The organism is Chlorogloeopsis sp. ULAP02 (assembly GCF_038404745.2).
GTDB lineage: Bacteria > Cyanobacteriota > Cyanobacteriia > Cyanobacteriales > Nostocaceae > Chlorogloeopsis.
The window spans coordinates 213,412-228,221 of record NZ_JAYKTT020000017.1 but is presented as its reverse complement, the minus strand read 5'-3'; the positions used below and the strand labels follow the sequence as shown (position 1 = coordinate 228,221).

Genomic DNA, 14,810 nt, shown 5'->3' with positions numbered 1-14,810 from the left:
ATATTTAAATGCATTTTTATTGAAAAGTTTTGATTGTAGATAGGATGAATATTAAAATAAACGGGCGAGTGCCAAAAATATATTGAGCTAGCAGAGCAGTTTGAGCAATTGTTAGTCATTTGCGTGCGAAATTTAACAATAAAATATGATTTTGGACTATCAGTTAGAAGTAGTGAGTTTTATTTGTAACTTGTAACTCCTAACTTCTAAACTAAATTTATGAGCAGTATTTATCCACCCTTAGAAACCGAACGTCTCATTCTCCGAGAGTTTGTAGAGTCAGATTGGCAGGCAGTGCATATCTACGCCTCCGATCCAGCTGTTGTGCGTTATCTACCATTTGGCCCCAATACAGAAGAAGATACCAAAAATTTTTTGCAAGCAGAAGTGAAAATGCGGCGCAAAAAATTGCGTCAGCATTTTGCTTTTGCAGTTACTTTAAAAGCAAACAAACAAGTAATTGGCTCTTGTCGCATTTCCATCACCAACCCAGACAAGCGAGAAGCCTCGATCGGATTCTGCTTGGCTAAAGAATTCTGGGGAAAAGGATATGCAACCGAATTGGGAAGCAAACTCCTAGAATTTGGTTTTAAGCAATTAAATTTACATCGAATTTTTGCAATCTGCGATCCGCAAAACAAAGCTTCAATGCGAGTTTTAATAAAAATTTGTATGCGGCAGGAAGGATATCTGCGAGAGTATGAATTAATTAAAGGTCAATGGCGAGATGCTTTATTATTTGCCATTTTGGAGCGGGAAATGATGCAGATACAATTTCTTAGTCTTGCGTAGGTTGAAGGGTTGCGCTCGCTCCACTTTGGTTAAAAAAAGAGGCTATGCATTGTTGCTACTACTGTGGGGTTACTGTAATCAGCGTCCTTCATTTCATGTGGGGCATTTTTATGCATCTCTTGACGTTTTAGCTCGTACCGTACTTTTGCAAACTTATTGTCCAATCTGTCAACACCTTGGGAGAAATGTATTTACCCCGATCCTTAATGAGTTTATCAGCCATTGCGATCGCTTCTATTACTGTTTTGTGTTCAGTCTCTACCATCTCACCTAATAATCGCAATGTACGGGTATAGGCGATGCGGTATGCTTTACAAGTTTCAACAACTAGCCCGTCATCACTAGCACAAACAAGCAACTGATGACGGGCAATGGCAATTGTAGATCGGTCTGCGACACTCAGAAGAGGTTCTTTGATGCCAAATTCTAGAAAACTGGCAAACATCTCTTCTGTGGAAAGAGCCAGAGGCATTAAGTATTGTTTAGCAGCTTGACGAGTAGGGAGTTCCAGTTGATCTGAGTCTATCAATTCCTGGGCAATGTATAACGGACTATAGTATTGTTGTAGCCACTCCCACTCTTTCAGCCAGTAAAAATCAATGAGTGCTGTTGCGTCAAGAATTGTTCCATTAAGCGACTGCATAAACCTCATTTTCTTGACGACGCACCCGCAGTTTTTCAACAGTTAAATTGAGAAGCTCTGCTGCTTTCATTTCTGAAATCTTGCCCAATTTTAAGGACTGCCAAATTAGAAATTCATAACGTTCATTTTCTGGATAATCCTCCGCAGCCAGTGCAGGTGGTAGTTCCATTGAATTTTGCAAAGATGCACCATCATGTTGCTTTTTATAAATTGCATATATTTTGGCTTTCTCTTTAGCAAAATCAATAATTCCCATTTCTGCTAAACGGTTCAAGATGACTAAGTAACTCACCCGGAAATGCCGCTTAAGTTTGACAATATCTTGGGTAAGTGTATACATTCGTTCAAAATCAGCTTGGGGAACAAGTAGATGACTAGCAAAGTAATTTGCTACTTTTTCTCGTGCTTTTTCTTCTTCTTTGGTTCCCTCCTCAATTAGAGTGTCTTGGTAGTCAACTCGGTGGAAGATTAGGTGTCCAATTTCATGCGCCAGCGTAAATAATTGACGTTCAATGGTGATGTTATAGGTATTTACCAAAACAAAAGCACCTTCAATATCACTACAAGCACTCAAACCAAAGAAACCTTTGATAGGAATTGACTGACGTAAAACTTTTAAGCCGATTTCTTCGACAGATTGAAACAGGTTAGCAATGGGAGCATCTCCCAATCCCAAACGGTGGCGAAACTGAGCAGCAATTGCTTGAATGCGTTTTTCATTGCCTTCTACTTGATGGCAAGGTGTACTTTCTGGCGTGTAGCTCGGTAAGCCAACCGCTTGTTCTAGGGTGTTGTAAGTTTGCAGCATTCGTAACACTTGGGCTACAAACTGGGCATTTTTGAGGCACTGCGTTGGGCGGGTTTCCCGACTTGAAGCAAGTGCCGTGTCAAAGGAAAGATGAGCGCGGAACCGGAAATTGGGTAGTCCTTCGCTTTGCGATCGTAGTAAATCATCGAGTGCAACACCCAAAACACGAGCCAGAGCAGAGAGGATTTTGCTGTCTGGTAAAGTTTTGGCGTTCTCGTAGTTATTGATGCTTTGGCGAGTTACCCCGGCTTGTTCTGCAAGTTGCTCTTGAGACAAGCCTAGACTTTTACGGTAGCGGATCAGGTTCGCAGCAATGATCTCTTTCATGGCTGATTCTTTAGAGCGATCGCTAGAGGTATCAAAAAAATGTCAAACTTGTTGACAATATTATTTATAATTATACTAGAAAATGTAAAAAGACTTTTACATCTGTCTTAAGGAGGTGATAAAGATATGGCAAAAAATACAGGCAAAGGTTATCGCCGTGGTGCTGTGGACAACCGTAGCCAAACTTACAACCCTGTGACCGAACAATGGGTGAAGCGTGATGCTGAAACCGGACGGTTTATGGATGTAAAGCAGAACGGAGAACCTTTTAAAGGTGTTCGTAAGGAAGATTAATACTAAAATTGGGTTCAATCGTGGAGACAACTAATTTTGTCAATGCGTAAGTCCTATTTCATAAGGGTGGGTTGTTCAGGAGACGTTGCGTAGAATTAGCCAACGAGTTATGAGATTCACGCTGATATGTTACGGTTCTAAAAACCTCCATAATTGGAATTAAGCAGCGTTTAGCATCTTCATAACCGCGCTTTTTTAGTTCGGCAATGCGTTCATAACTAAAATCTAAAAAGGTATCAATTTTGCCAATTATCGGAGTATCAGACTTTTCAATTCTCTCTTTGGGTCTAATTTCAATTACAGTTTGTTCAGGAAAGTCATGGCGGCTCCAAGCAGCACCATTATTTAAGTGAATTACAATGACGTTTTTGCAACCACGTTTTGCCAAAGCTCTCAAAGGTACATTATCAGCCAAACCACCATCTACATAGGATTGTCCATTAACTTCCCGACTGGGAAATGCTAGGGGAAGGGCAGCACTAGCCAGAAGTAATTTGTAAACTGTTTCATCATCAGTACAATCCTGAATACAAAGCCAGTGAGCATCTGTGCCAGTACGAGCGCGTATAAAATCAACTAACCAGTCGTAACCCAAACCGGGTATTTTCAAAGAGGGAAAGACCGTTACCCATAACTCAATCCCACGCCGTATTTCATCAGGATTAACAGCTTCTCGTAACAGTTGCTCAATTGGAGCAGGATCAAAAATAGCACTTGAATTTTGCATTAAACCCTCTGCTGCAAGAAAATCAATTAGCCATGCCCGCAGTGTTGGTGTAAAGGTTTGAGCAGTGTAGCTAAGAGTGCGGAGAACAGTACCCGTATTTGGGCGTAAAATTTCTGCTTTACCTAACTGTTCCCAAAGTTGGATCAGACGTTGAACAGCGTAAGGGAAAGGATGATAGCCTGAAAGAGCAGCACCATTGAGAGCGCCAATGCTAGTTCCGGCAATAATTTGGGGTTCTAGTCCTATTTCGGCAATATATTGAAGAGCGCCTGCTTGATATGCTCCTTTAGCACCACCGCCTGTAAGTACAAGTCCAAGTTGAGGATTAGCTGATTTCATATCTATTTTGTCTGTGCAATTTTAATGGGTTGGTAAAACTTATAGATAGAAAAATTCCCAAATTTGCATCAATAATTTAACTGAAATAGCTGAAACTGCTCCTGCAATACTAAAACTAAAAATCAATTTCAGGATGAAGATATGTTTTCTAGCTTCAATCTCACCTAGCTGGGCAATGTTTTCTTGCAACTCAATAGCAAGCCAGATAATGACGAAGCTAATGGCAATAAAATCATCTATAAACCCAATAATTGGAATAAAGTCTGGTAAAAAATCTTCAGGAACAATGAAATAAAAACACAAACCTAGTGCTAATGTTAATGGAAACCAAATAGATTCTGGTTGTCGAGACCATTGAACTAAAGCTTGGTATTTAGACCTAATGTTATTTATTTGTTTCCAATTATTTCTATTTAAAGCAAAACTTAATATTCTTACTGTTCTATTGAACTGACTATAACGAAGTGTTTTTGGGTAAGATTTAATTTTCAAAGATACATATTTCATTAAAGTGTAGGAATCTACTTTTACTGCCCAATGCAAAAAATATATTTGCCAAAATGCGATGCTCTCAAACAGTGCGACATCTTGGATTTGTGACCCTATCTTTTTGATTTGTTTCTGACTTTTTTTATTAATTTTATCATCATTAACTGTTGTATCTTCGGATAAACCAATTTTTGGTTCAATCTGCTGTATTATTTTCTCTGTAAAAGACTGATTTTCTGAATTACGATATAGCCTTTTTCTAATAGCGGTTAATTTCATATTCTTTTAAAGATATTATTTTTTACACAAAACATATTTTTTAGTTAACTATTAGCAATTATTGATATACAATCATTGGCAGTTTCTTCCACCACAGCAGTAATAAACTCCCGTGCATCAGTGGTACGAGAAATAGTGTCAATTTGGGCACGGCATAGTTCTAATGCGCTTTGTGCTGGTTTACTCGGTCTAGCTTCTGTTGGTAGAGTAGCTAATTCCAATGTTGTACCAATAACAAACAAATGTGGTGTATTTACTAAGCGTTGCTGTGGAACTGAGCGAATTTCCAGTAAGGCTGCTATTAATTCCTGATTATCCTTTGTCATTGCCAGCCAGGATTGATCTAATAAATCACTAAGGCTAAAGAAATTATTAGGAAGCTGTTTACTTATGGCAATAATTTTATTAACTAATAGCTGACGATAACGCTTTGTATCGCCAGTTTCTAGTTCATACATCACCACAGAACTACTAAAAACTTCCCGTGCTAACAAGGCAACTTGCACAGCCCAAGGTAATTTAGTATAAGTTTGTCCAGCAGCCCAAGCGGTAACAATATGATCTAAATCTTCATGAGCAGCCACCCGCACTTCTAGCTGACGCATTCGCGCTTCTAAATTGTTGAGTCTAATGCTTACTTGTTCCGCTAATTGATTTAATTGGTTGCTGAGTTCAAAAAGTGCTTCTTCTTGCTTTTGTAACCTTTGTTTTTGATTGCGGATAGCATCACGCGCTTCTAGCAAAGAATTTTGAGTCACTTCCAAAGCAACTTGACTAATGCGAAGTGAATCAGTTAGTTCTAGTACCCATTTGTAAAGTGCTTCTTGACCTGCAATGAAATTTCCATCTAACAGTAATCTGCGTTTATTATCGCTACCGTCAACTTTATCAAATAATTGACCAAACCAACTGCGATTTTTGCGATAGCGGATGATATCTTTGCTAACTTGAATGCCATTAATTAGGTCAATTAAGGCTTTATCACCAACTACAGGTACTTGACGCTGGAGTTCTTCTAGATAGGGAATAGATGGAGTAGGGATATAATTTGATTTGTGTTTATCAGTAAAATTAATCATTTTCTTGCATTAATTGATTTGCTTTATCTTGTTGGCTCTCTAATTTTTTTCTCAATTCTTGAGCTTTCTCAGCCAAATCATCAATTTCTGCCCTGTTTTCCTTTTGTTTAGCTAAAGATAAATCTTGATCTTGTAATGCTTGTTCCAAATTATTTTGATAATTTATTAGATAATTTTCTAATTGTTTGACAAAGGATTTAATGCGATAATTAAAATCCTTTTCAAGGTACTTACTAATTTGATTTTCTGTCTCTTGTATTTTAGCTTCTGTTGCACTATTGAACTGAACAACTGTTTTTTCTAGTGATACTATATAACGTTTTTCTTTTTCTTCTGTATATTTTTTACCGAATAGTGAACGGAAAAAGTTAATTACTGTTTTAATAACGTCAAAAGTTGGGTGTTCTTCAATAGGATCTGTTATTAGCATGTCCAAATTATTTCTGAAATTTTCCGATAATAAAGGTGGTAAACAAAGCTCTATAGAAAAAGCTTGATTTAATCTCTTACGGGCATTCTCAATCACTCCTTTTGTATTGTTTCTTAATGAATCATGTAATTTTTTTTGACTACTATGAATTTCTGCTTCTATTTCTTTTATAGTTTTTTCTAGTAATATTTCTACTATTTGTTTGGCTTCTACTACCAATTGTTCTGCGAAATCTTCAGCTTCTTGTTTAGTTTTAAATTCCAATTCATTCCTGTTACGCAATGCTACTTTATACCTTAAAAGATGAGAAATTGATTTAGGAAAAATTTCCAATCCATCTACAATAGGTATGGCTATATTTTCTAGCAATAATTTTCTAAAAGCTATATCCAGTTGTTCAATTAGCTTAAAAACAATTTTAAATGGATTAGAGTGATTAGCTTCATTGACTCGTTTTGCTATTCCATCAAGAAAGTAGTATTCAATAGATCTAGCTGTTTTGTGATTCAAATCTTTTAATTTTAAATTTAATTTATGATGTAATTCTTCTTTAATTGATTCTAATTCTGACTTTAAATCCTTTAATCTTTTTTTTAGAGTAACTAAATCACGATTTAAAGACTCAATTTCACGTTTTATTTTTCCTGCATCTTGATTGATAGCACTACTTCTAAGTTGCACGTCATTATTTAGTTCTGAAAGTCTGCGACGAGCAATTGTTAGTGCAGATATCATACATCTTGGAGCAGCTTCTGCCATTAGTGCTGAAATTGCACCATTTAAAAATGGATCAAAGCCAGACACTTCTTCCCAAAGATACTTAGCTTCGTCTTGTAAATTGTCTATACTTGCCTTCTTAAGTTTTGCTTCCCATCTGCTACCAAGGGCTTCTTGAGCAAGTGCTTTTGCTGTTTTCATCTCGGCAACATCAATACCTGGTTTCTGCTGTAATTCCAGCAAAAAATTAGCCGAAGTAAATGCACGTCTGGCAGAAATTTCAAAGACATGGTTTTTATCACCCTCATCACCAATACCAAATTCCGCAGCAACAAACTGCTGCACCTGTTCTGAAGTCATATCACCTTCACGGCGTTGATCAACTTTGTTAATCAACACATACAAATTATCTTTACCGCGTAATTCAATTACTTTCTGAACGTCTTTTTTAACTTTCTCTGCAGCTTCATTTTTTAACTGAGTAAAGTCAAGAACAATCAACACTATTGAACTTTTACGAAGCTGTTCTGCTACTACAATCCCTAACTGGAGATTTTCTCCCGCCTCGTTTGGCCCCGGTGTATCGACAATTACTAAATTACCAAGTTCCGGCTGTTGTTCTGCTTTTTGTAAACGCCAAAATGGAGTGTATATTCTAGGAGCATCCGTCAAGTATTGTATCGGGTTTGCATTTGGGTTTAGAATACTGCACAGGCGAACAATATCATTTAAAAAAGTTAAAGTATGAATGATATTTTCACGCCCTTCACTCTTTTCAGGAATTAACTTGCTTACAGGTTGTTGAATTTGTTCTGGCATTTCTGCTAAATGTGGGTACTGAGCAAGCTTTTTTTGCACTCGCTCCATCCCTGAAGTTTTAATCTTATGACACAAAGATAACAGTGTTTCTTGAAAAACTGATAATACTTCGGGACTCAGATATAAAATTGGTTCAGTCAGTTCTGCATTTAAAATAATCTCTGTGGGAAGCGTCGTCATCGCAGAGTTTCGACTTGGCAAAATCTCTTGTCCGATAATGGCGTTTACAATAGTAGATTTACCTGCCTTCATCGGTGCAACAATTGCCATTCTCAACTCAAGATTTTGCACCTTTTTTGCTTCGTCGCTAATTTGTTGCTGATACTGTGTATACTTATTTTCAACGCCATCAGTACCTAAAACTGAACTAGCGCGATACATCAATTTACTAATTTCTTCTAACAGTTCGACAACATCTTTTTGCAAGTCCCGCACATTTGGCTTCAGTACCTCAGCAACCATGTGTTTCTACTCCGCAAATCTTTAATTCACTTATGTTGATTCTGGCTTAATAGAAACATAAGAGGTTCAGTAAAAACACTATTTAGGTTGTTTTTGTAAGCGGTAGAACGTGGAAACTGGAAATGCCTACTCAATTTAAATACCTGGGTACTCAATTTCTTCCAAATGAAATTTGTACCCAGGTATCGGTATATTGAAATTATTTACGTAAATCACACAACTCTCTAAACCAACACAGGTTTGAGCATCTCTTGTGCGGAAATATTCGATTTTCCTTGCTGATATTCCTCCAGCGTAAACGCATCCACTTGAATAGCATCATTACGAGCAATCTCTGCCTCGCACAAAAGTTCAGCCTCTTGGGAACTAATTACTCCCGCCTCTAGTGCTGCTGCAATTAGGCGTTCGGGTTTTTGCTGCGGTAGCTTACCAGCATTGCTCGCTGCTTTGATGGTTTTGAGAATTGACTCGGCTTGGGATGACAACATAAAAGCGTGTTCCAAACGTCCCAATGCTTCATCCACAGTGGTAGGAACATATATACCTGCGGTAAGTCTGTCGCGGCGCTGCCCTGGAGTTTGAAGGCTGCGGGCAACTTCACTGCCAAGCTGATCGGAGGGCAGAGTACCAATGGGATTTAGTCGCCACCACCAAGCGATCGGCCCTTGGAATAAGCTACCGAGTACAGGTATGGGCATATTATTGAAAATACCCTCGAATCCCTGCTGAATTTGAGCAAAGGTATATTGCATTGCCCAGTCAACAAAGGGCAAGTCTTCTGATAAAGATCCTTCCGCCTCGAATCGACGCAGAGTAGCAGTTCCTAGATACATCCACGACAAAATATCAGCAAACCTTCCCGTCAGCTTTTCTCGCCGCTTCAGCGTGCCACCAAAACAGAATAAGGCAACATCAGTGAGAACAGCAAAGGTAGCAGATGCCCACTCTAGTTTGCGGTAATATTTAGCTGTCGCTCCTTTGACGGGAGAACTAGCCAAATACCCACGGGAAATACTGAGAAGACTAGCTCGAAAAGCATTACGTATAGTTAGCCCGATGTGATTCCAGAATACTTGGTCAAAGGCATTGACATCCGACTGATTGAGAGCGGCAATTTCCGAATATACATAGGGATGACAGCGAATCGCTCCCTGACCGAAAATCATCATTGTGCGAGTGAGAATATTTGCCCCTTCGACGGTAATAGAAATTGGTGTAGCTGTATAAATATTTGCCAATAGATTTCTCGGCCCGCGACAAATTCCCGCGCCTCCTTGAATGTCCATGCCGTCATTGATAATTTTGCGAGACAGTTCTGTTAGGTTATACTTGGCGATCGCAGAAATTACTGCTGGCTGTTCGCCTTTGTCTACCGCACCACAGGTATAGGTGCGAGCCGCTTCCATCAGATATGTTAAACCGCCAATCCGCGCCAAAGGTTCTTCAACACCTTCAAAACGACCTATCGGTAAACCAAACTGTTGCCGCACTATCGAATGAGCACCTGTCACTCTTGCTACCAGTTTGGCAACTCCTGCACAACTAGCCGGGAAGCTGATGCCTCGACCTGCTGCTAAGGATTGCATGAGCATCTTCCAGCCCTGTCCCGCCTGTTCCACACCGCCAATAATTTGGTCTATAGGAATGACTACATCATGTCCTTCCGTAGGCGAATTGTAAAAAGGCACACCCATCGGGTCGTGACGCTTCCCTAGAATAACGCCAGGTGTTTTGGTATGAATTAAAGCACAGGTAATACCTACATCTTCGCCCTTACCTAAAAGATTTTCGGGATCTCGCAGTCTAAAAGCTAGCCCTAACAGAGTAGCGATCGCACCCAGAGTAATGTATCTTTTCTTCCAATTTAACCGCAGATAAAGCTTGCCATCTTCACCCTTAAACACCACCCCTTCAGACTTGATACTTGCCGCATCCGAACCCGCATTCGGTTCAGTCAAGGCAAAACAGGGAATTTCTTCTCCTCTAGCTAGGCGTGGCAAATAATGATTTTTCTGTTCGGGTGTACCGTAACGCAGTAATAATTTAGCAGGCCCCAAAGAGTTTGTTACACCAACGGTAGCGATATGAGTAAAAGAACGGGATGCCAACTTTGTCATGACGTTACTGTAAGCGAAGTTGGAAAAGCCTAAACCACCGTACTCTTTAGGAATCATCATCCCCAAGAAGCGCTCTTGTTTGAGATAGTCCCAAACTTCAGGTGGTAAATCCTTGCGGCGATAAATTTCCCAATCGCTTACCATCCGGCAAACTTGTTCAACTGGCCCGTCCAGAAATGCTTGCAGTTCTGGTGTAACTTGAGGATAAGGTTCGCTTCTAATCCTTTGAAAATTAGGCTTACCAGAAAAGAACTCGCCATCCACCCAAACATTTCCCGCTTCAATTGCTGCCCGTTCAGTATCAGAAATTTTCGGTAATATATTGAATGCTTTTATACCTTTAATTAAAGGAGATGTGAGGAGCGATCGCCTCAGAATTGGCACATTCAAAATCGCAATTACTACACCAAACAATACCCAAACCCAAACAGGTGCTTGCCATGCTGCCAACACTACCGCAAAATAGAGCGACCACATCCACAACGGAACACCGATGTAGCCCAGTAAAAGTAATAAAATAGACGCGGTGACGCGGAGAAACAAAGACGCGGGGAAGGATTGTAGGTAATCTGGTACAAGGAAAAGAAGAATCATAGCTTTATCCCAACTCGTTTCGTAGGCAGGTAAATACAGTGATTAAGGCTGACACGGTGAGTTTAAAGTACACAGGGATGCAGTGATATCTTCCCTCACCGCGTCCCACTGTCTCCGCGTCTTCCTAAACCCTGTGAGATGACAAATTCTCAAACACCGCCGCTGCTCCCATTCCACCACCAACGCACATCGTCACGAGTCCGTAACGAACACCGCGCCGTTTCATTTCGTGGAGGATAGTAGCTGTCAGCTTCGCACCCGTGCAACCCAAAGGATGACCGAGAGCGATCGCCCCACCATTTACATTTACAATCTCCTGATTCAGACCAAGTTTGTGAATTACGGCTAGACTTTGGGCGGCAAAGGCTTCATTGAGTTCAATCAATCCGATATCATCCAAAGTTAAACCCACCTGCTTCAGCACCTTTGGCACTGCCTCTACAGGGCCGATACCCATAATTTCTGGAGCTACACCAGCCACCGCATACCCTAACATTCGTCCCAGAGGCTCGATGCCGAGTTCCTTGACCATGCGATCGCTCATCAGCACCGTTGCCGCCGCACCATCTGACATTTGCGAAGAAGTACCAGCCGTAACTGTGCCACCAATACGAAACGCAGGTTGCAACTTAGCTAGAGCTGCCAAGCTGGTATCGGGACGCGGCCCTTCATCGACCTGGAAAACCTTCTCTACCAACTGCGTTTTGCCATCTATGTATAAAGTTTCTCGTACTTGTAGAGGCACAATTTCTTCAGCAAACCGATTTTGTCCAATTGCAGCTAAGGCTTTTTGATGCGATCGCAAGGCAAAGGCATCTTGATCCTCACGGGAAATGTGGTACTGCTGTGCCACGTTTTCTGCCGTAATGCCCATCGTCGAGTAGGCTTGGGGATTCTCTGCCATCATCTCTGGGTTAGGAGCTAAATAATGGCCTCCCATCGGAATCAAGCTCATGGATTCGGCTCCACCCGCAACCATCACGTCTGCTTGCCCTGTCATAATCGCCTGGTTTGCCATCGCAATGGTTTGGAGTCCGGAGGCGCAGAAGCGGTTAACCGTGCTACCTGGTACAGAGTCCGGTAAGCCTGCTCGCTGGGCTATAACTCGCCCCAAATTAAATCCTTGTTCAGCTTCCGGAAAAGCACAGCCAAAGATGACATCATCAATGCGATCTGGATCGAGACCTTTGACTTGTTCAATAGCGGCTTTAGTTGCAACTGCTCCCATATCATCAGAGCGCAGATTACGTAGCGTGCCGCGTGGGGCTTTGCCAACAGCAGTTCTAACGCTGCTTACAATGTAGGCTTCTTTCATGTTTTCTCACCAAGTTTTGAATATTTTTAGGGATATGAACCACAAAGGACACAAAGAACACAAAGAATTCTCACTTTGCGGCGGACACTTGACTCAAGTTGGGAAACCCTTACTTTCGCTTATCCGCTACCTACTTCTATCCGCTCCGCGTCTACGGCAGTGTCCTCCTCTTTGCGCTCTTTGTGCTCTTTGTGGTTCGTTGTTATATTAATTTCGCAGCGGTTTCTTCGTCTTAAGCATATGCATAATCCGCTCTTGAGTCTTGGATTGCTGCAATAGTGGTAAAAACTTCTCTCGCTCCAGCTGCAATAGGTAATCTTCATCAACTAAAGCAGGTGCGCTTAATTCCCCACCAGTCATGACATAGGCTAGGTTTTCAGCGAGATAGCGATCGTATTCACTGATGAAACCTCCTTGCTGCATGATGTAGGCAGCTTGTTCCAGCATTGCCTGCGCCGGACGCCCCAGCACCATAATTGCGTTGCGATTTGGGGGTGGCGTGTAGCCTGTTTTTTCCAGACACACCACTTCTTGTTTGGCAACATCCAACCGCCGATCTGCATTCATCACAATTTTGGTTTTGGGTGAGAGGAAACCCAATTCCTGCGCTTCGTAAGCACTATTAGAAACTTTTGCCATGCCAACGGTTTCAAAAGCTTGGCGTAAGAAAGGCTGAATATGTTGGGGTGATTCGCTTGCTGCCCGCTCGGCTGCCCAAGTCACCATCCGCATAATACCACCTGCGCCCGGAATCAGACCGACGCTGAGTTCTACTAACCCAATATAGGATTCGGCTGCTGCGACAACGTGCGGACAAGCCATTACTAATTCACAGCCACCTCCCAAAGCGCGTCCAACAACCGCGGCAACAATGGGTTTGGGGAAATATTGAATCCGTTGTAGCAGTGACTGATACTTGACGATGAGGTTGGCGATCGCTTGGAAATTTCCCGTCTGTGCCAGCATTCCCATCTCTGCCAAATTTGCCCCAGCTGAGAAATTCGCACTGTCGTTGCCAATTACCAATCCTCGAAATTCGCTCTTTTCAAGGAGATCTAGCACCTCATTGAAGCCATTTACCACCTGCAAGCTTAAGGTATTACCTTTAGAGCGAAACTCGTACAAAACTACCCCATCTCCCAAATCCAGCAACGCCGCCTCTGAATTTTGCCACAGCGTCCTTTCTGGATCTGCTTTTAACACCGTCAAGTTAATTTCATCAACTTTACCTGTCTGTGAAATTACACCTTCATAGAAAACAGATTCCCTACCTGCGGAAGCCGCTTCACGTCTACTGCCCTCTGCCTTCTGCCTCCTGCCTTCCTCTTCCACCCACTCCGGCACCGGAATACTAGCAGCTTTCATATCTGCCAGCACAGTTTCAAATCCAAGCGCATCCCAAATTTCAAAGGGGCCAAGTTCCCAGCCAAATCCCCAGCGCATAGCCTTATCAATATCGGCAGGACTGTCAGCAATTTCGGGAATGCGACGAGCACTGTATGCCAAAATATTTAAGGTTAATTGCCGGAAGAAATCACCTGCACGACCAGGATGTTGATAGAGAATGTGTAGGCGTTTCTTTAAATCGTGAATTTGACTGAGTGCCTCAATATCCCCCAAGTTCATCGGTTTAGCTGGTTCATAAGCCAATGTTCCTGGATTGATAGAGAGAATTTCTTTGCCTTGCTTCTTGTAAAATCCTTGACCTGTTTTTACACCTAACGACCCTGTTTCTACGAGCTTGCGAAGTAGCTGGGGAACGCGGAAAATCTCACGGCTTTCATCTTGGGGAATCGCTGGATAGAGGTTGTCCGCTACATACATCATTGTATCTAATCCCACTAAGTCCGCAGTCCGGAATGTTGCTGACTTTGGTCGTCCCACCAGCGTTCCCGTGAGAGTATCAATTTCTTCAATAGTGTATCCTTGCTCGGTCAATGCCCGCAAACCTAGCATAGTTACATACATCCCGATGCGATTGGCAATAAAGTTAGGAGTGTCTTTTGCTACTACTACTCCTTTGCCTAGATATAGTTCGCCAAACCATTGCATCCTGTTTATTACTTCGGTTGCAGTATTTTTTGTTGGAATAAGTTCAAGTAATTTCAGATAGCGTGGAGGGTTAAAAAAGTGAGTTCCTAAAAACCTTTTGTGGAAAGATTCAGAGCGTCCTTGAGCAATTGCGTTGATGGGCAATCCACTAGTATTTGTAGACACCACTGTATCATCCCGGATAACTTCTTCAACCCGTGCCATCAACTGCTGCTTGATAGCCAGATTTTCTACTACTGCTTCAATTACCCAATCAACATCTGCAATCCTGTGAAAATGCTCGTCAAAATTGCCCAGAATTACCCGACGGGCAGTTTTTTCTGTAAACAAGATTGGTGGAGACTGTTTTAAAGCTTTTTTGAATGCTGTTTCGACTATTTCGTTTTTATTGCTCGTTTTAGCAGGTATATCCAATAGATGTACAGTCAACCCTGCATTAGCGAGGTGAGCGGCAATTTGGGTTCCCATTATCCCCGCACCGAGAACGGCAGCTGTGCGGAACGGCTTAAACATAGTTCCTAAACCCT

At 41.6% G+C, this 14,810-nt stretch carries 11 protein-coding genes; 2 read left to right on the top strand and 9 right to left on the bottom strand.

Features of this window, described 5'->3' with window-relative positions; translation table 11 throughout:
* Nucleotides 1-219: 219 nt before the first annotated feature.
* The gene (locus U2718_RS09530) at nucleotides 220-792 is read left to right on the top strand and encodes a GNAT family protein (RefSeq protein ID WP_341997642.1); all 573 of its coding nucleotides are present in this window, start codon (nucleotides 220-222) and stop codon (nucleotides 790-792) included.
* A gap of 127 nt (nucleotides 793-919) precedes the next feature.
* Here U2718_RS09530 and U2718_RS09525 read toward each other — a convergent pair whose 3' ends face one another.
* Nucleotides 920-1,435, bottom strand: a complete 516-nt coding sequence (locus tag U2718_RS09525; RefSeq protein WP_341997640.1) for a hypothetical protein — start codon at nucleotides 1,433-1,435, stop codon at nucleotides 920-922.
* Nucleotides 1,422-2,570, bottom strand: a complete 1,149-nt coding sequence (locus tag U2718_RS09520) for an XRE family transcriptional regulator (protein WP_341997638.1) — start codon at nucleotides 2,568-2,570, stop codon at nucleotides 1,422-1,424. The genes U2718_RS09525 and U2718_RS09520 overlap by 14 nt, the downstream gene beginning before the upstream one ends.
* A 126-nt stretch (nucleotides 2,571-2,696) precedes the next feature.
* On the opposite strand from U2718_RS09520, the gene U2718_RS09515 reads away from it, so the two are divergent.
* Nucleotides 2,697-2,864 carry a hypothetical protein gene (locus U2718_RS09515; RefSeq protein ID WP_143168401.1) on the top strand — a complete coding sequence of 56 codons (168 nt, stop codon included), beginning with the start codon at nucleotides 2,697-2,699 and terminating at the stop codon, nucleotides 2,862-2,864.
* Between the two features lie 58 nt (nucleotides 2,865-2,922).
* Here the strand turns inward: U2718_RS09515 and U2718_RS09510 are convergent, their stop codons facing one another.
* From U2718_RS09510 to U2718_RS09480, 7 genes are all read right to left on the bottom strand, one after another.
* Nucleotides 2,923-3,930: a patatin-like phospholipase family protein gene (locus U2718_RS09510; protein ID WP_341997633.1), complete on the bottom strand. Its 1,008-nt coding sequence runs from the start codon at nucleotides 3,928-3,930 to the stop codon at nucleotides 2,923-2,925.
* Nucleotides 3,931-3,969: 39 nt separating this feature from the next.
* Nucleotides 3,970-4,698, bottom strand: a complete 729-nt coding sequence (locus U2718_RS09505) for a YkvA family protein (RefSeq protein ID WP_341997631.1) — start codon at nucleotides 4,696-4,698, stop codon at nucleotides 3,970-3,972.
* A gap of 44 nt (nucleotides 4,699-4,742) precedes the next feature.
* Nucleotides 4,743-5,777 (bottom strand): diguanylate cyclase regulator RdcB family protein, encoded by a 1,035-nt coding sequence (locus U2718_RS09500; RefSeq protein ID WP_341997629.1) that lies wholly within the window; start codon nucleotides 5,775-5,777, stop codon nucleotides 4,743-4,745.
* Complete coding sequence (locus tag U2718_RS09495) at nucleotides 5,770-8,205, bottom strand: dynamin family protein (protein ID WP_341997627.1); 2,436 nt, start codon at nucleotides 8,203-8,205, stop codon at nucleotides 5,770-5,772. Before U2718_RS09495 ends, U2718_RS09500 begins: the two co-directional genes overlap by 8 nt.
* A 224-nt stretch (nucleotides 8,206-8,429) precedes the next feature.
* Entirely contained in the window at nucleotides 8,430-10,799 is a 2,370-nt protein-coding gene (locus U2718_RS09490; protein WP_341997661.1) for an acyl-CoA dehydrogenase, read from the bottom strand.
* 241 nt (nucleotides 10,800-11,040) lie between these two features.
* Nucleotides 11,041-12,231, bottom strand: a complete 1,191-nt coding sequence (locus tag U2718_RS09485) for an acetyl-CoA C-acyltransferase (RefSeq protein ID WP_341997625.1) — start codon at nucleotides 12,229-12,231, stop codon at nucleotides 11,041-11,043.
* A gap of 207 nt (nucleotides 12,232-12,438) precedes the next feature.
* Nucleotides 12,439-14,796, bottom strand: coding sequence for a 3-hydroxyacyl-CoA dehydrogenase/enoyl-CoA hydratase family protein (locus U2718_RS09480; RefSeq protein WP_341997623.1), 2,358 nt, complete (start codon nucleotides 14,794-14,796; stop codon nucleotides 12,439-12,441).
* Nucleotides 14,797-14,810: the final 14 nt, after the last annotated feature.

Excerpts from the sequence above, each read along its gene's own strand:
- U2718_RS09530 (WP_341997642.1), top strand. The coding sequence starts at position 220 with ATGAGCAGTATTTATCCACCCTTAGAAACCGAACGTCTCATTCTCCGA.
- U2718_RS09525 (WP_341997640.1), bottom strand. The coding sequence starts at position 1,435 with ATGCAGTCGCTTAATGGAACAATTCTTGACGCAACAGCACTCATTGAT.
- U2718_RS09520 (WP_341997638.1), bottom strand. The coding sequence starts at position 2,570 with ATGAAAGAGATCATTGCTGCGAACCTGATCCGCTACCGTAAAAGTCTA.
- U2718_RS09515 (WP_143168401.1), top strand. The coding sequence starts at position 2,697 with ATGGCAAAAAATACAGGCAAAGGTTATCGCCGTGGTGCTGTGGACAAC.
- U2718_RS09510 (WP_341997633.1), bottom strand. The coding sequence starts at position 3,930 with ATGAAATCAGCTAATCCTCAACTTGGACTTGTACTTACAGGCGGTGGT.
- U2718_RS09505 (WP_341997631.1), bottom strand. The coding sequence starts at position 4,698 with ATGAAATTAACCGCTATTAGAAAAAGGCTATATCGTAATTCAGAAAAT.
- U2718_RS09500 (WP_341997629.1), bottom strand. The coding sequence starts at position 5,777 with ATGATTAATTTTACTGATAAACACAAATCAAATTATATCCCTACTCCA.
- U2718_RS09495 (WP_341997627.1), bottom strand. The coding sequence starts at position 8,205 with ATGGTTGCTGAGGTACTGAAGCCAAATGTGCGGGACTTGCAAAAAGAT.
- U2718_RS09490 (WP_341997661.1), bottom strand. The coding sequence starts at position 10,799 with ATGTGGTCGCTCTATTTTGCGGTAGTGTTGGCAGCATGGCAAGCACCT.
- U2718_RS09485 (WP_341997625.1), bottom strand. The coding sequence starts at position 12,231 with ATGAAAGAAGCCTACATTGTAAGCAGCGTTAGAACTGCTGTTGGCAAA.
- U2718_RS09480 (WP_341997623.1), bottom strand. The coding sequence starts at position 14,796 with ATGTTTAAGCCGTTCCGCACAGCTGCCGTTCTCGGTGCGGGGATAATG.